This is a genomic window from Pseudomonas sp. (assembly GCF_048265905.1).
GTDB lineage: Bacteria > Pseudomonadota > Gammaproteobacteria > Pseudomonadales > Pseudomonadaceae > Aquipseudomonas.
Genome location: NZ_JBLXAP010000002.1, coordinates 133,504 through 150,541, shown reverse-complemented (window position 1 = coordinate 150,541; position 17,038 = coordinate 133,504). Strand labels below are relative to the sequence as shown.

The 17,038-nt window shown below is 53.9% G+C and carries 13 protein-coding genes and 1 pseudogene; 9 read left to right on the top strand and 5 right to left on the bottom strand.

Annotation, left to right across the window (positions count from 1 at the left end):
* Positions 1–298 precede the first annotated feature (298 nt).
* Both ACN0UH_RS03890 and ACN0UH_RS03885 read right to left on the bottom strand, forming a co-directional pair.
* Positions 299–1,498, bottom strand: a pseudogene (locus tag ACN0UH_RS03890) (low temperature requirement protein A).
* 175 nt (positions 1,499–1,673) lie between these two features.
* Positions 1,674–2,603 (bottom strand): AraC family transcriptional regulator, encoded by a 930-nt coding sequence (locus ACN0UH_RS03885; protein ID WP_417661100.1) that lies wholly within the window; start codon positions 2,601–2,603, stop codon positions 1,674–1,676.
* 479 nt (positions 2,604–3,082) lie between these two features.
* On the opposite strand from ACN0UH_RS03885, the gene ACN0UH_RS03880 reads away from it, so the two are divergent.
* From ACN0UH_RS03880 to ACN0UH_RS03855, 6 genes are all read left to right on the top strand, one after another.
* Positions 3,083–3,700 carry a hypothetical protein gene (locus ACN0UH_RS03880; protein ID WP_417660825.1) on the top strand — a complete coding sequence of 206 codons (618 nt, stop codon included), beginning with the start codon at positions 3,083–3,085 and terminating at the stop codon, positions 3,698–3,700.
* A 144-nt stretch (positions 3,701–3,844) separates the two neighbouring features.
* The gene (locus tag ACN0UH_RS03875) at positions 3,845–4,303 is read left to right on the top strand and encodes a (2Fe-2S)-binding protein (protein WP_417660824.1); all 459 of its coding nucleotides are present in this window, start codon (positions 3,845–3,847) and stop codon (positions 4,301–4,303) included.
* Between the two features lie 17 nt (positions 4,304–4,320).
* The gene (locus ACN0UH_RS03870; RefSeq protein WP_417660823.1) at positions 4,321–6,498 is read left to right on the top strand and encodes a molybdopterin cofactor-binding domain-containing protein; all 2,178 of its coding nucleotides are present in this window, start codon (positions 4,321–4,323) and stop codon (positions 6,496–6,498) included.
* A 2-nt stretch (positions 6,499–6,500) separates the two neighbouring features.
* Positions 6,501–7,484 (top strand): XdhC family protein, encoded by a 984-nt coding sequence (locus tag ACN0UH_RS03865; RefSeq protein WP_417660822.1) that lies wholly within the window; start codon positions 6,501–6,503, stop codon positions 7,482–7,484.
* A gap of 27 nt (positions 7,485–7,511) precedes the next feature.
* Entirely contained in the window at positions 7,512–7,769 is a 258-nt protein-coding gene (locus tag ACN0UH_RS03860) for a DUF2514 family protein (protein WP_417660821.1), read from the top strand.
* 283 nt (positions 7,770–8,052) lie between these two features.
* Positions 8,053–8,640 carry a hypothetical protein gene (locus ACN0UH_RS03855; RefSeq protein WP_417660820.1) on the top strand — a complete coding sequence of 196 codons (588 nt, stop codon included), beginning with the start codon at positions 8,053–8,055 and terminating at the stop codon, positions 8,638–8,640.
* 498 nt (positions 8,641–9,138) lie between these two features.
* Here the strand turns inward: ACN0UH_RS03855 and ACN0UH_RS03850 are convergent, their stop codons facing one another.
* Complete coding sequence (locus ACN0UH_RS03850; RefSeq protein ID WP_417660819.1) at positions 9,139–10,113, bottom strand: CobW family GTP-binding protein; 975 nt, start codon at positions 10,111–10,113, stop codon at positions 9,139–9,141.
* A 118-nt stretch (positions 10,114–10,231) separates the two neighbouring features.
* Here ACN0UH_RS03850 and ACN0UH_RS03845 point away from each other — a divergent pair, with 118 nt between their 5' ends.
* Complete coding sequence (locus ACN0UH_RS03845; protein ID WP_417660818.1) at positions 10,232–10,585, top strand: NADH:ubiquinone oxidoreductase; 354 nt, start codon at positions 10,232–10,234, stop codon at positions 10,583–10,585.
* A gap of 155 nt (positions 10,586–10,740) precedes the next feature.
* Here ACN0UH_RS03845 and zigA read toward each other — a convergent pair whose 3' ends face one another.
* Positions 10,741–11,946, bottom strand: a complete 1,206-nt coding sequence (gene zigA / locus ACN0UH_RS03840; protein WP_417660817.1) for a zinc metallochaperone GTPase ZigA — start codon at positions 11,944–11,946, stop codon at positions 10,741–10,743.
* Between the two features lie 425 nt (positions 11,947–12,371).
* On the opposite strand from zigA, the gene ACN0UH_RS03835 reads away from it, so the two are divergent.
* Positions 12,372–14,315: a DUF294 nucleotidyltransferase-like domain-containing protein gene (locus ACN0UH_RS03835; RefSeq protein WP_417660816.1), complete on the top strand. Its 1,944-nt coding sequence runs from the start codon at positions 12,372–12,374 to the stop codon at positions 14,313–14,315.
* A complete protein-coding gene (locus ACN0UH_RS03830; protein WP_417660815.1) occupies positions 14,312–15,049 on the top strand; it encodes a 3'-5' exonuclease in 738 nt (245 codons plus the stop codon). Before ACN0UH_RS03835 ends, ACN0UH_RS03830 begins: the two co-directional genes overlap by 4 nt.
* A 77-nt stretch (positions 15,050–15,126) precedes the next feature.
* Here the strand turns inward: ACN0UH_RS03830 and ACN0UH_RS03825 are convergent, their stop codons facing one another.
* Positions 15,127–16,788 carry a BCCT family transporter gene (locus ACN0UH_RS03825; RefSeq protein WP_417660814.1) on the bottom strand — a complete coding sequence of 554 codons (1,662 nt, stop codon included), beginning with the start codon at positions 16,786–16,788 and terminating at the stop codon, positions 15,127–15,129.
* Positions 16,789–17,038: the final 250 nt, after the last annotated feature.

Below are 17,038 nucleotides of genomic sequence, written 5' to 3'. Positions count from 1 at the left end.
TTGCATTCAGCTTGACCAATACTCAGCAACGTCTCGACCGGCAGAAAACGGCCAAGAGCGGACCTTGAGATAATTCTAAAAATTCAGGGGAGAATTTACTCCAAGGTCGAGGCTCCCCCGTTCAGTCGCCTTTGCTGTCGGATCTAAGCTGGCTTCGAAATACCATGCACGGTGGATTTGGAGGGGCTACCTGTAGCAGGCCGTTTTTCTTTCCAGAGTTTCGCAACCCTATACCAAGAAACCATTTCTTAAATGCCTGCTCTTGATAATTCCAACTTACGCAGCCGTGGCTAATCGTTCAATGGGTGTTGAGCATTTCTCTCTGATGACGATGTCCTAGAACCTCGTAACCCACTACCGTGATGATCGGCGCAAACATAAGTACGACCAAGCACACTACGATACTCATGCCCATTATCGCCGCGATGATCGCAGTCGCGATGACCACACTGGTCGCAACCAAGAGCCATACATGCAGGAGGTCAAAGCGGCGCACCAGAAAATAATGAAGCGCGTAGATCAAGCCAAGGAAAACCGCAACCGGAATAACTGTGGCGAGCAGAGCTGGGAGCGATCCTATGTATGCCTTGTTCTCAATAACGTTTGCCGCAACGTCCAGACCTGCCCCCGTCGCTACAATGGACGTAATAATCAGTATTTGCCCGTAGCTCCATATGAAAGCGCGTGAGCGATGGGCCTGCAACACGTGCCCCGACGGTAGAATGGAATATACCCACCACAGGCTAAAGGTCAGTCCGACTCCTGCTATGCAGGCCAATGCCGTTTCCAGCGTCCATCCTTGATGCTCCATTGCGGCAGATAAAGTCGCGACGGTACCCACCAATCCTTCACCTAGCGCAAGGATTGCGAATAAGGTATAGCGCTCGGCAATGTGCTCTGCGTGCTAGGGTGTACCGCCATCCTTTCGCTCAGCTAACGCAGGTCCGGTGAACTCGATTAGGAAACCTATGACGACCAAGGTAAGGGTCAAGCTCATCGAGAAAGGGAAAAGAACAATCGCTATCCAACCTATCTGCGCTACTGTTATTGCGACGGCATAAGTGAGGCAAGTGCGGCGCCGTGTGAGGTCTTGCCTCGCTGCACGCAGCCATTGAAAAATCATCGCGACGCGCATGATCACGTAGCCGATTACCATCACCGAGTTATCTAATTGCTGGCCTTGTTCGAGTGAGGTGAACATGCGTGGTAAGCCGACCGCCAGTACCAGCACACCACTCATCTGTACCATCGTGGTGATGCGGAAAATCCAATCGTCAGTGTCGTAGGCTGATGCGAACCAGGTGAAATTGAACCAGGCCCAACAGATGCACAGGCTCGAAAATCCGAACCCGACTAATGCGGCGAAGTAGTGGCCTGCAGCGAGCGCGTGTGCGAACTGTGCAGCAGCAAACGCAAAGCAGATCACGAAAGTCAGGTCGAACAATAACTCCAGCGACGAGGCAACGCGGTGTATCTCGTGCGGATCGCGCCCGGACATTCGTCGTATGTGGTGGTGTAGAGCTTTAGTAACAGACGCAGATGTGCTCATGCATGATCCCTCGTTGGCGAGCGCTATGTATCAAAGGTGATGTGAAAAGTTACGTTCTAAGTGACAAACAAATGCTATCGCTTTCAGTGTGAAACGCCTCCAACTAGTCGGCTAGCACACGCCGCTACTCAGAGGTGTCCGTCTCGAGACGCATGCGTTTGATATCACGCGATGGGGGCGCACCAAACAGTCGCTTGTATTCCCGGTTGAACTGCGAGGCGCTCTCATAGCCAACAAGATTGCTCGCTTCACCTGCATCGAAAGCCTGGTTTAACATTAACTGCCGAGCCTCCTGCAGACGCATTTGCTTCTGGAATTGCAGAGGACTCATGCCGGTGATATCGCGAAAATGTTGTCGGAAGGTAGACGGAGTCATGTGTGCGTGGGCGGCCAAGTCATTCAGATTCAAGGCTTGTTTGAAATTCTTTCTGAGCCAAGAAAGCGTTTGAGCCATTCGTTGACGCGGTGTGCCGTCGGCAATGATGTGTCGAAGTTGGGGGCCTTGAGGGCCAGCTAACAAACGAACAATAATTTCTTGCTGAAGTAGTGGAGCAAGCGGGGTCACCAACATTTGAGGCTCATCCAGTAGCCGCACAAGTCGCATAAGCGCATCGAATAAAGCAGGGTCCAGATTGTGAACAGAGATGGGCTCATAGGCGGTCTCGGACGAGGGCGGTAGTTCCATCTCGTAAGCCACTTGCGCAATCTGGCGAATATCCAGCTTCAGCATCATACCCAGCAGTGGCTCGCTGCGTGACGCCTGCGTGACATGAGCAGTCACTGGCATGTCGAAGGTCGACAGCATCAATTGGCCGGGGCCGTAATTATGTAGTTTGTCACCGACCATGATCTGCTTGTAGCCTTGGGTAATGACGCCTATCCCTAGGTTGTATATGCAAGGCATGGGCTCGCTTACGCCATGACGGCGATGCAGCGTCAGCGCGGGAAGTGTCGTTGTGAAATCGCCGTCGGTGTTGGCAAAGCGCTGAATCGCAGCAGACAACTCTGCTGTCTGAGGGACACTTGCGTTGTTGAATCCCTGATCGCTCTGCATGTGAGAATTACCTGATATACCCAAATGGAAAATGTTAGCAGCAAGGGCCGCTTGAAGTTGCAGCCTTCTGGAATTTCCGGTTTTTTGGGTTAAAAAATTGATGAGATAGGTAAGCGCGTCTCGACTGTAGCGCAGTCCACAAAATGCAAGCCATGCCGCCACCAGTGTTGCCTAGAGTTCTAATGTCGCCGAAATCATTCTCTTTAGGCAGCACAATTTGCCGAATTCGCTGAATTAGGCAAGTAATTCTGACTTTTGTGCAAATAATCAGATTGTTGCTCACCTAACCTGAAGCACATGCTTGGACACCGAAGTGACGGCTGCGGCATTAGCAATCGCGCTTTGAATTAATTATTGGTTTTCACCAGCTCAACCACGAGCGGCGCATAGATGCCGCCCGAATAACTTGGCATGTTCTGGATAAAGCATCTACCAAACTGCCTGTCCAACACCGTGAGTTCGCCTGAAGGATCTTTATAATGAAAACAGGACTGATCACATTACTACTGGCATTGCCCATTTCGGCCATAGCTCTGGCTGACAGCACGGGCACTACCATGCCTGCGGTAGGTAGCGTCAGCAAAGCTGAGGGTTTGAAGGCTTGGCAGCGCATAGAGGCTGTTGTGACTCACCCACGATGTGCCAACTGCCACGTAGGTCCCGATAACACGCCTATGTGGACCATCTCCGGTGAGAACAAAACGCGCCCACACGGTATGAATATCAACGCGGGTGACTCGCGAATAGGTGTAGAGACAGTGTCTTGCGTGAGTTGTCACGCGAGTTCAGATACCCCGAACGTTGCCCCCAATATGCCGCCGCACGTGGGCCTTCCATGGCAGCTGGCTCCAGTCGAGTTCGAGTGGTTCGCAAAAACCGGCGCCGAGATTTGTACGCAGTTGCGTGATCCCAAGCGTAACGGAGGCCGTGATGCCGCGGGTCTGGTCGAGCACTTGCATCATGATGCCAAGATAAAAGGCTTTATCCCTTGGGCCTGGGTTCCCGGGCCGGGGCGCTCCACTCCACCCGGCAGCTTCGAAACGCATGTGCAGGATATGACCGTGTGGGGCGCGGCGGGTCAGCCTTGTCCGGAATGAAAGCCTTATCGATGCGTTGCCAAACACTGTTTGGCGAGCGACCGGCCAGCGCCTGACGTTCGCTTTTTGAACCGCCCTTGGGCAAGCGTTCCGCCAAGCTGGCCTGGCGCCAGCCACGAGAACACCTACGAATCGGAGGATTTCATGATCACGCTTAATATCAATGACAAGGACCTGCGTGTCGACGTTGCCCCTGATACGCCGTTGCTGTGGGTGCTGCGCGATAATTTGCAGCTTACCGGGACTAAGTTCGGCTGCGGCATGTCGCTGTGCGGGGCCTGTACAGTTCACCTCAATGGCCAGCCCGTGCGCTCCTGCGTCACCCCGGTTTCGGCGGCGGTCGAGGCCAAGGTCATCACGATCGAAGGTATTGGCGAAACTCCTGCCGGTAAGGTGGTTCAGGATGCCTGGCAACGGCTTGACGTGGTGCAGTGTGGTTACTGTCAGTCAGGTCAGATCATGAGCGCGGTGGCTTTGCTGCAAACCAATCGCTCACCTTCAGATACCGACATTGATCGAACAATGGGTGGCAACGTCTGTCGCTGCGCAACCTACGTACGCATTCGCGCGGCCATCCACGAAGCGGCCAAGACGCTCGCCTGAGTAACGAGGTAATAAATATGATCCGGTCTATCGAGAACGAAAGTCGCCGTCGTTTCCTCAAGGGTGCGGCAGGCCTGACTTTGGCCGTATATTTGCCTTGGGCGGTTGCTGATGGCACCACCCGCAGTGGCAAGAAGGGAGAGTTTGAGCCCAACGCCTTTTTGCGTGTCGGCGAGGACAACGTCGTCACCGTTATCTCCAAACACTTGGAAATGGGGCAAGGCGCTTACACTGGCCTGGCCACTCTTGTCGCCGAGGAACTAGACGCGGACTGGACGCAAGTTCGCGTGGAGAGCGCTCCTGCGGAGTCGCGCTACAACAATTCGCTCCTAGGTATTCAAGGTACCGGTGGCAGCAGCTCCATCGCCAACTCCTGGGAGCAACTGCGCATGGCCGGCGCCACGGCGCGTGCCATGTTGGTATCGGCCGCGGCTTGGCTGTGGAAGGTGCCTGCGCAGGAAATCGAAGTAGTAGATGGCGTACTGAGGCACCCGGCGTCAGGTAAGCAGGCAACATTTGGTCAACTGGCCAAGCTAGCCTCCGAGCAGCCGGTGCCGACCGAGGTCAAGCTCAAGGATCCCAGTGAATTCAAACTGATCGGTCGCCAACAGCTTGCGCGCAAGGACTCGGCGGATAAGGTCAATGGCAGGGCGATCTATACTCAAGACATCCACCTGCCCGGAATGCTCACAGCGGTCGTCGCTCATCCGCCGCGCTTTGGCGCGAAGGTCAAGTCCTTTGACGCCAAGCCGGCCCTTGCTATCCCCGGGGTCGATCATGTGGTGCAGATCCCCAGCGGTGTCGCCGTTGTGGCGAAAGACACATGGAGTGCCAAGAAGGGGCGTGACGCCTTGTCGATCCAGTGGGACGAGAGTGGCGCCTTCAAGCAGAGTTCGGAGCAGATATTCCAGCGTTACCGTGAGTTAGCCAAAACGCCGGGCACAGTTGTGCGCAACGATGGTGACGTGGATGCCGGCCTTGCGGGCGCCACACGTACGCTGGAAGCCGAGTACGACTTTCCCTTTCTTGCCCACTCGGCCATGGAGCCGATGAACTGCGTAGTCGCCCTGACTAAGTACGGTTGCGAAACTTGGCATGGTGCGCAAATGCAGTCACACGTGCAGACGGTGTTGGCCGATCTGTTCGGCCTGGAACCGGAGCAGGTTCAAGTCCATACACTGTACGCCGGTGGTAGTTTCGGCCGGCGGGCGAGCAAAGATGCTGATTACGTGTTGGAGAATGCCCAGATCGTTAAAGCCATCGGTGGTCGCGCCCCGGTGAAGCTAGTGTGGATGCGCGAAGACGACATGCAGGCCGCCCACTACCGACCGATGTATCATCATCGCCTGACTGCCGGGCTGGATGACCAAGGTCAACTGGTCGCCTGGCAGCACCGCCTGGTCGGTCAATCCGTGTTCGCTGGATCACCATTCTCCGCATTCATCAAGGATGGTATCGATTCCACCTCGGTTGAGGGAGGGTCGACGCTTCCTTACCGAATCCCCAATCTGCGCGTCGATCTGCATACCCCTAGCGATATCCCGATACCGATACAGTGGTGGCGGGTAGTCGGTCACTCCCATAACGCTTTCTCGACTGAGTGCTTCTTCGACGAGCTCGCTCAAATGGCTGGGCAGGATCCAGTAGCCTGGCGCCTAGCAATGCTCGAAGGGCATTCACGTCATATAGAAACGCTCAAGCTGGTGGCGCAGAAGTCCGATTGGGATAAGCCGTTGGCAGCAGGCAAGCAGGGTGAGCGTCGTGGCCGTGGAGTGGCTCTGCACGAAGCTTTTGGTTCAGTGGTAGCACAAGTGGCCGAGGTCACAGTGCAAAGTGACGGCCAATTCAAACTGGACCGTGTGGTCTGCTCGGTGGAGTGCGGCATCGCAGTCAACCCGGACGTAGTTCGTGCACAGGTCGAAGGTTCGATTGGCTTTGCTCTCTCAGCGGCCATGCACGAAGCAATCACCTTGACCGATGGAAAGATTGATCAATCCAATTTCCATAACAACGAACCGCTGCGCATCTATGACATGCCTACGGTAGAGGTGCATATAGTACCGTCGGCAAAACCGCCAACTGGTATCGGTGAGCCGCCTGTAGCACCGCTCGCCCCGGCACTAGTGAATGCTTTGGCCGCAGCGACCGGAAAGCGTATTCGGCGTCTGCCGATCAGTGATCAGTTGTCGGCTTGACTATGCAGCATTTGGACTTGCAGGTTATTGAGCAAGCCTTGGCTTGGGCCCAGAGTGGAGAGACCGTTTGGCTGTGCACAGTGCTTGCCACTTTCGGATCATCGCCCCGGGGGCCTGGTTCTTGGCTAGTGGCTCGCAGCGATGGACGCCACGTGGGTTCGCTGTCGGGTGGTTGTGTCGAGGAAGACTTCCTTGAGCGCTTGCAGGATGGCGAGTTCGTGGATCGTATCCAGGTCGTGCTTTATGGCGATGCGCAGGGTGAGCCTCGAGAGTCACGGATCACTCTGCCTTGCGGTGGCATATTGAAAGTGCTGATCGAGCGTCTGCCGGCCAATTCGATGACATTGGATCAGTTGGAGACCATGCAATCGGCACTGCGTGGGCAGCGTCATCTAATACGTTGCGTCAACCTGAGTAGCGGTGAGACCCGCTTCGACGTCGACGACGGCTTAGGCCCCCGAGTTGTTGAACAGATTGAACGTGAAATCGTGCATCTGCGAATTGGACCGGCAGCACGCCTGATCATCGCAGGCATGTCGCCGGTATCGGCTTCATGTGCTGAGTTTGCCCGCACGCTTGGCTTCGAAGTCATTCTCTGCGACCCCAGAGAGGAGGCCTTTGCAGGTGTTGATCTGCCCGGTATAGAGGTTAAACATATCTTACCGTCGATGTTCATCAGTGCTGGCGGATGCCATGCAGCCACCGCCGTAGTCGCACTTACTCATGATCCGCGTATTGATGATCTGGCAATGATGGAGGCTGTATGCACTTCGGCCTTCTACATTGGCGTCATGGGTTCATTGCAAACTTCTAAGCTTCGCGCTGAGCGACTACACCGCATTGGGGGGTTAAGTGCCGAGCAAATTTCTCGACTGCACATGCCGATAGGCCTGAACTTGGGTAGCAAGACGCCAGCTGAGATCGCTCTGGCAGTGATGGCGGATATAATCCGAGTCCAGCGTGGAAGGTCGCGTGATGCGCTCTGAGTCGACCGTCGAAATGCTCGGAGGCTGGTGTTTGGCGATTTTGCCAAATCAGGAAGTCTTTTTCAGAGCTTTCTTAGCCATGAAAACATAGGGCATCGCCGCAGGTGTAAATGGCGGCCTACCCCATCTAAGCGCAAGTCCTCGCGCGCCGCCAAACTGCTCCAGAGGGCTGACAAAAGAGCGGGAGAGCTGGCAGCGGCTTATGACCGAGTCAGAATAGCTGGACTGACTTGCGAGGCGGCATACACTACAATCAAAAAGTCTAGGCTGAGTGACGAAATGTAGGCGCCGAAAGAGTGGATACATGCCGAAGAATACTGGAAGGCTGACAATCTTGATTGCCCACCTACTAAGCAGCGTCTGGAGCAGGTCGCGGAAGACGAAGACAAAACAACCTCGCAAATCATTCGGGGTTGATAAAGCTATAGCTCATAGAAGCCGAAGCTCGAAGGTTGAGCGGTGAACCGGAGTAATTTGCTTTCGGGCAAGAGAGCATTGGCGTTACACATCGGAATACTCGGCCACTTAGCCCCAAAAACCGTTCTGGTCATCAAGGATGGAGCTATCTATGGAAGTGACGCCAACTCATCCAGAGTACTTTGCGCATGTGCGCACGATTATCGGTATGGTCTTGGGCCTAAGCCTTGCGCGACTGGTAAATGGCCTGACACGCTTCGTACAGCATCCCGGAACAATTAAAGTTTATCCTGTCCACCTTGGGTGGGTGATATTTCTTCTCATCACGATCGTGCATTTTTGGTGGTACGAATTCCATTTGTCGCGGATCCACGTCTGGACATTCCCACTCTATGGGTTCCTGCTTTTCTACGCGATGGTGTTTGCAGCGCTCACGGCGTTATTGTTTCCTGACCAAATGTATGAATACAAGGGATTCGAGGACTACTTCGAGCAGCGCAAGCGCTGGTTTTTCGGACTCCTTGCCTTTGCGTTTCTGCTAGATATTGGAGATACATTAATCAAAGGTGAGGACTATCTGTACTCACTTGGGGTCGAGTACTTGGTCCGACAGGTTGCGTTCGTCATCCTTTGCATAATTGCAGTAGCAACCACTTCGAAGAAACTCCAGTTGGTTTTGGTGCTCGCGTCCATTACTTATCAGGTCAGCTGGATCTTGAGGCTTTATGTCATCCTTTGACAAAGCCCACACGCCCGGGGTCTCTCACGGGCGCCGCAAGTTCCGATCTGCACGCGACGAATCGGCAGGAAAAGAAGCTGCCGTTTGCGAATTGGTAATGCTCGCAATCGTTAACCAATTCCTCCAGCAGTACCCGGATATCAGAATAGAGATTTTCGAAAGCGATGCGTTTGTAGACGTAGTCGCGGGAGGGTTTGACGCAGGGGCGCTTCGGAAATCGCTTAGAAGCAGACATGGTATCCCTGGCTACTGGTTTAAGACGGCCGGTCTGATGGCCGCTCTCCACTAAACTCAGGTGACGAGATTGCAGGGTCAGCTATGCGTATATATGCCAACGTCTTCGCGAAGGGCTGCTTTTGGCCGTTCTCTGCCGGTCGCGACTCCGCCTATTGGTCAAGTTAGAAGGAAGCAGTGGCCACCACCAATGCAATTGGCTGATCAGCCGAGTGCAATTGCCCGCTCGGCTTGCCCGCCAAGATCAGAGCAGCCAAATACGCGTTACTTTTTGCCGCCCAATAAACAAAGGCTCAGGCCCTGACTGAGCGCGTCCACGTCCTGCGCCTGTTTGAAGATCAACTCAATACGCGAGTCTTTACGCCATTCGCTCTGTTGCCAGTGCAGTGGCTGATTGGTTAGCGCATTGGCAGATAGCCAACCGGCGTCGCTGTGCACGATCAATTTGGCGCGCTGCCAAGGCAGCGCCAACAACCAATGCTGTAGGCGCGACAATTCAAACTGCTGGCCCGGGTGCCAGCGCCAACCAATACTCCAGCCTTCTGGCTTATCGTGAATCTGGCGAATCGGTTGATCGTGCTTGCGCCATATTTCAACCGGAGGCGCTACGCCTTCCGGCAATTCGGCCGCACTGGCAGCTGTCGAAGCCTGTGCAGTTAAACCCGGTAATTGCTGCAACTGAAGCTGTGCGTGTTCAGTCCAGATTAGCGGCCGATCAGGCAACAGAAGCTGTACTCGGACCTTATCCGCTTGAGTCAAAGACTCGGACTTATTCAGCAGTAAAAGCCCTGCACTGCCCAAGGCTGTCTGCTGACTCTCAGGCAGCGCAGCACCTTGCGCCAAGGCTTGGGCATCAAGCACCAGCACCGGCGCCTGTACGGCCAATACGTCCTGCCAGGGCGCAAGGCGTAACTGCTCAAGTAATTGCAGCGGATGACCAAGGCCTGAAGGCTCAATAAACACTCGGTGTGGCTTGGCCTTACGTAACAAGCGAGCCAAACCCACCTGAAACGGCACACCGTTAACGCAACACAAACAGCCTCCGGCAACCTCGCCGAGTTCAACGCCATCTTGGTCAGTGCTTAGCAATGCGGCATCCAGGCCTATCTGGCCAAACTCGTTGATCAACACCGCCCAGCGTTCTTGAGCCGGTCTTTGTTCAAGCAGCTGGCGGATCAGACTGGTCTTGCCCGCGCCCAATGGGCCAGCAATCAGATGAGTCGGAATGTTTTTAAGCATAATTTCGTTGAGTTCAAACTCTGCCTGAGTGCCTGTAGATCAGGTTAGCGGCATCATCACGCAGACGCATAAAAAGCAGCGTGATAAAGTCGCCAGCATATCGTTCGGGAGGTATCCAATGCGTTGCCTAGCAGCCGTTTTGTTGTGCGCAGTATCGAGTGTGGCCTGGGGTGAAGCCTGTGTAGTGCATAGCCAGGCGCAAAGACTGGACGTCAAAGTTTGCCAGCAAAACCGGACGATCCCAACAAACTTGTTTCGCACGGGCTTCTGCAAGCCAGAGCTAAAGGGCCAGAAAGTCGCTGTCGACTTTGTCGAGCAATGCCCCGCTGGCGCTTACGGCGTATGCCGCAACGCAACCGTTGGTGGAACGCCGTACCAGCAAGATATTCACTACTACGGCGTGGCCACAGACAGCGCATTTCTTAAGCCGTTTTGCGAGAAACAAAGCAAAGGCGTATGGATGGCACGCTAAGGCGTTGAGCTGTAATCAGTTTGTCATCTGGTTGCGGCTTAATAGCTTCAGGTACCCAAACTCCTCGTGTCAGTTCACGCACTGACACTTTTCAGGTGCTTAAGGCTGCTCATAAAGCAGCCTATTTTTTTGCCTGTTGAAAAGGTTTTTCGCACTTAAACGACGTCTTCAAACCATGGACCGAATGGGTCCGGTAGTTGGCGCCACGCCTCGCTGCCAAGCGCCATTTCTGCATCGGTCAGCAAACAGGCATCGAGTTCTGCATTGAGCTTTTGCAGGTCAATGTTTTGCCCGATAAATACCAGTTCCTGACGACAGTCACCGCAGGTTTCATTCCAGTTTTTGACGATTGCCTGCGTAGACTCGTCGTCGCTCGGCCACTGCTCCTTCGGTACGAAGCGCCACCAGCGTCCTGCAAAACCGTGGCGCAGTAAACCGCCCGCTTGCGACCAACTGCCTGCTTCCTGAAACTTGCTGGCTAGCCAAAAATAGCCCTTAGAACGCAACAAACGGCCGTTAGTCCACTCGCCACTGACAAACTCGAAAAAACGCTGCGGATTAAACGGGCGCCGAGCTCGATAAACCGTCGACGCAATACCGTATTCCTCAGTTTCCGGGTTGTGCTGGCCACGCAACTCTTGCAGCCAACCAGGCGCCTGCGCCGCACGCTCAAAGTCGAAACGTTCGGTATTCAAAATCTTGTGCAGCGCTATTTCACCCATGCTCATCGGTAAAATCTCAGCCTGAGTATTCAGCCCGCGCAAAATCGCCGTCAGCTCTTCGCGTTCAGCTTGGCTGATCAGGTCTGTCTTGCTGATCAGAATTACATCCGCGAACTCAACCTGCTCCACCAGCAAGTCGGTAATGGCTCGCTCATCATCCTCACCCAGCGACTCACCGCGGCTGGCAAGACTTTCAGCCTGATGAAAATCACTCAGGAAATTCACCCCATCAACCACCGTGACCAAGGTATCAAGGCGTGCCAAGTCAGCAAGGCTTTGACCCTGCTCATCACGGAAGGTGAAGGTTTCAGCAATCGGCAGCGGTTCTGAAATACCGGTGGACTCAATCAACAGATAATCAAAACGACCATCACGGGCCAGTCGTGCAACCTCTTCCAACAGATCCTCACGCAGCGTGCAGCAGATGCAGCCGTTGCTCATCTCGACCAGTTTTTCATCGGCTCGGTTGAGACTGACATCGCGCTGAACTTCACCACCATCGATGTTGATCTCACTCATGTCATTGACGATAACTGCGACGCGCAGGTTTTCGCGATTCTTCAACACGTAGTTAAGTAAGGTGCTTTTACCTGCACCTAAAAATCCAGATAACACCGTCACGGGCAAACGGTTTTGCATGTTGCTACTCCTCATGATTCAAGCTGACCTGACGCGCTCACGGCAATAACGTTTTTTTGGTTTTATCTGTGTCTCGCAGAGCTGCGGCACTTGGTTGAGTACGTATCGAAACGCACATTGACGTTATAACATAACATTAACTAAAAATCTTATCAGTTCAACCAACGAAACACAGGAGTAAAAGTCCTACTGAGGCAGACAAAGAGGCTCAAGCCCAGGCTACATGGGGGTTCCACGTGGAACCCCGCCACACGGAATGAAACAACTCACTGCTGGCACCGCAGCCGAGGTATTGCCTGGTTGCAAGTTAATTACAGATTGAACAGGCGCATGTTCTAGAATGTCTAAACGCCAAGTATCAGCGCACCTGCGTAGCTGCCTGTGCTTAAGCCACCCGAAGCAAAAAGGACAATGCCGAGGTTTGCATGCAAATTGAATTGTTGGAAATACGTGACCACCTGAGCCGCTTCCCTCCGTTTGAAGGGCTGCCTGATGAAAGCCTTGACGAGCTGGCGCAGAATACCGAAGTCGGTTATTACAAAGCAGGCACCGACATATTCGAATTTGGTTCAGAAATCAAAGACTTACACTATGTAAGAAGCGGCGCAGTCGAGGTCTATCGACGCAACGGAGAGCTGTATAACCGCCTGACCGAGGGAGATATTTTTGGTCAGTTTGGTCTGTTGCGTAATCACAAAGTGCGTTTTCCCGCCCGGGCAATTGAAGACAGCCTGATTTATTTCATCTCAGGCCAGGTGTTCGACAAGCTCTGTGAGAACAATGATAGCTTTGCCGACTTTGTCGAAGCTGAAGGTCAATCGCGCTTAAAAGCGGCGGTAAGCTCGCAGGGCAAAACCCATGACCTGATGAAGCTCAAAGTCCGTAAGCTGGTCGACCGTCCCGCCGTTACCGTTGATATCAGCGCCACAGTTCGCGAAGCCGCACAGGTGATGGACACGCATAACGTCTCCTCGGTGTTGATCGTTGACCCAAACGTTGAATGGCCAAATTCGCGTTTGGCATCCGTTGCCAATCAGGCGATGCATGTCATGGTTGGCATCATCACTGACCGCGACTTCCGCACTCGGGTTGTCGCTCAAGGATTGTCAGCTGATACCCCGATTACCGAGGTCATGACCAAGAATCCAATCACCTTGCAGTCTGATGACTCGGTGTTTGAAGCAATCTTGTGCATGCTGCGCAACAATATTCATCACCTGCCTCTCGTGCATCGACGTCGCCCGGTTGGCGTGGTGACACTGGCTGACATCATCAAATACGAGTCGCAGAGCAGCTTGTATCTGGTCAATAACGTATTCAATAAACAGTCGGTTGATGAGCTGGAAAAGCTTCTACCCGACATTCGCGCTACGTTTATCCGCATGGCCAACGAAGATGCCAGCGCACACATGATCGGCAGCGCCATGTCTGGGGTTGGGCGCAGCATCAGCCAGCGTTTGCTGGAACTGGCTGAACAAGAATTAGGCCCCGCGCCGGTGCCTTATAGCTTCATGGCCCTTGGCTCTATGGCCCGGGATGAACAGTTGATTGTCACCGATCAGGATAACGCCCTGGTGCTCGACGACAGCTTCGATGCCAATTTGCATGATGAGTACTTTCTCAAACTGGCAACCTTTGTCAGCGACGGACTGGCGGCGTGCGGATACACCTATTGCAAAGGCGGCATCATGGCCACCAACAGCAAGTGGCGCCAACCTTTGCGAGTCTGGAAAGATTACTTCAACGACTGGATCGACAACCCCAACCCAGAAAAACTGCTAAACAGCAGTATCTTCTTTGATCTGGACAGCATTTACGGTGAAGCCGAGCTGGTTGAAACCCTAAAAGACTTGCTGGCTGAACGCGCCAGCGACAGTCCACGCTTCCTTGCGGCCTTGGCACGCAACGCTTTGAACCGTACCCCACCGTTGGGATTTTTCCGGCAGTTTGTGATGGAAACCGATGGTCAGCAGAAGAACATCATCAACCTCAAGGGTCGCGGCACTGCACCATTGACTGACCTGATCCGCGTACATGCGCTGGCCTGCGGTTCAAAGGCACAGAATTCGTTGGATCGCTTGGATGCGATCGCTGCAACCAAACTGATGACGCCAGAAGCCATCAGTCATCTGCGCTATGCACTGGAGTTTTTGTCGCTTGTACGCATCCGCCACCAAGCCTTGGCACTGAGCGAAGACAAAGAAGCCGACAACTATATTGAGCCAGAAAAGTTCTCGTCGACAGAACGGCACAATCTCAAAGAAGCATTTCAGGTACTGAGCCAAGCGCAAAACTTCATGCGCTTTCGTTACCCCTACAATGCACCGCAAAGACCTAAGCCTTCTGCGTCTGCTGGTAAGTCGCGATGAGTGTGTTTGTACCGCGTGAGCCCAAGCTAAAGACGCCATCGCCGCAATGGCAGGAGCATTATCAGTTACTGGCTGAGAAGGCCCAGGATCCACGCCTGGCGAAATTCTATCAAGCACCGATGGTCAGTGCTGATACCCCGCTTGAGCAAGTGCCATTACTCGCCCTTGATGTTGAAACTACAGGCCTTGACGCACAAAACCACTGCATCGTCAGTCTTGGCTTGATTCCGTTCAACCTCCAGCGCATTCAATGCAGCAAGGCGCGGTATTGGGTGGTCAAGCCAAAATCCGAACTCAGCAGTGAGTCGATTACCTTCCACCACATTACCCATTCGGACATCCGCTATGCACCGCGTGTAGAGCAGGTTCTGGGAGAGTTGCTGGAGGCAATGTCTGGCTGCGTGATGGTCGTGCATTACCGCAATATTGAACGATCATTCCTTGATCACGCGCTGCAACAAGCAGTTGGCGAAAACTTGCATTTTCCGGTCATCGACACCATGGAGCTGGAGGCAAGAATTCATGGCTGCCAGCGTAAGCCAAGTTGGTGGGATCGTTTGCGTGGGCGTCAGCCAACCTCGATTCGTCTCGCAGACAGCCGCCTGCGCTACAACCTGCCCCACTATCAAGCGCACCATGCGCTGACCGATGCACTAGCCACTGCTGAGCTGTTGCAAGCGCAGATAGCCACACACTACTCGCCAGAAACAGCCATTGGTGATTTGTGGAGCTAAGGCCTGCTTGATCAAACTCCATCCATTAAAAAGGCGCCACCGTTGCCGGGGCGCCTTTGCTTGAAGCCTGAATCGCCTTAGCGCGGTTCGGACATCAAGCCTTTGACAATGGCAATACAACCCACCAGCAGCACAACGGTAAACGGCAGTCCCGTCGACACCGCCATGGCTTGTAATGCACCCAAGCCACCACCAAGCAGCAGGGCAATTGCCACTACGCCCTCGGTAATCACCCAGAATACTCGCTGCGGAACCGGCGCATTGACCTTACCGCCAGCAGTGATGGTATCGATCACCAACGAACCGGAGTCCGATGAGGTGACAAAAAACACAATAACCAAAACGATACCGATAAACGAGGTGATTTCAGCCAGTGGTAAATGAGCCAGCATGGCAAACAGCTTCAGCTCAAGCGCGGCATCTTTAACCCCAGCAAAGCCTTCGGTGACAAACTGGCCAATTGCGGTGCCACCAAATGCAGTCATCCACAATACCGAAACCAGCGACGGTACCAGCAACACCGAGATCAGGAATTCACGCACGGTACGACCACGGCTTACACGGGCGATAAACATACCCACGAATGGCGACCAGCTAATCCACCACGCCCAGTAGAACGCCGTCCAGCCCTGGGTGAAGTTGGCATCTTCACGGCCGAAGGGGTTCGACAGTTCAGGCAGGTAGGTGGCGTATGCCGCCAGGTTGCTGAAGAAGCCGGTGAAGATCGCAAGCGTAGGCCCGACCACAATGATGAAGCCAAGCAGCAGCAGCGCCAGTCCCATATTGATCTCGGACAGAACCTTGACGCCCTTATCCAGTCCCGCCAAAACAGACAGCAAGGCAATAGCGGTAATGCCGATGATCAACAGTACTTTGCTGGTGTCAGTAAGCGGCATGCCGAACAAGTGGTTAAGCCCAGCCAGTGCTTGCTCAGCACCCACACCCAAGGATGTGGCCAGACCAAACAACGTGGCAAACACTGCGAGAATATCAACTAGGTGACCCGGCCAGCCCCACACCCGCTCACCCAGCAGCGGGTAGAAAATCGAGCGGATGCTCAGTGGCAAGCCCTTGTTGAACGAGAACAACGCCAGGGCCAGCGCGACGATCGCGTAGATCGCCCATGGATGCAGACCCCAGTGAAAAATCGTTGCGGCCATACCCAGTTTCGCAGCCGCCTCTGCGTCACCAACCGCGCCGCCTAAAGGGGCCCAGTCTGTTCGCACACCGTCAGGACCGACAACAATACCCGTCATTGCGGTATCGAAGTGGGTCATCGGCTCAGCCACACCATAGAACATCAAGCCAATGCCCATGCCCGCAGCAAACAGCATGGAAAACCAGCCGATGTAGGTGTAATCCGGCTTGGCATCCATCCCACCCAAGCGCACCTTACCCAGAGGCGAGACAATCAACGCCAGGCAAAGCAGCACAAAGATGTTGGCGGCGCTGAGGAAGAACCACGCAAGGTTATGGGTTAACCAGTCGCGCAAAGCACTGAAGACGGGAGCAACTTGCTCTTGCAAGGCCAAAGTGAGAACCACGAACAGCACGACTGCGAGTGCAGAAATACTGAAAACTTTACCGTGGATATCGAGAGAGAAAAAATATTTGCCGGTGATATTGTCTTGGCCAATCACATAATCAGTGTCGATTAGCGTGGACTTACCGGAAGGTGCAGGAATGCTGTCTAAGCGCTCATCCTGCGGATTCGTGTCATGCGAAGGGTCTTTCCCCATATTGAAATACTCCTTTTTATTACATCTCGCCGACTATTGATAAGGCGCCAAAGCCCTCGTTCCCGGTATAACGCTCCGCCTGTAACTTGATGCAAAAACAAGCGCCGAACTTGCCCGAGTAAATACTCTCAAACACATTTGGCGGCCCAGGAACAGCCAAAAGGGTAACAGGTCTGGGCCTTTCCTGCAGACGCCAGCTGCGCAATGAGGCTAAGGTTAATCGCGTATATAGGCCATCAGGCCCCATAAT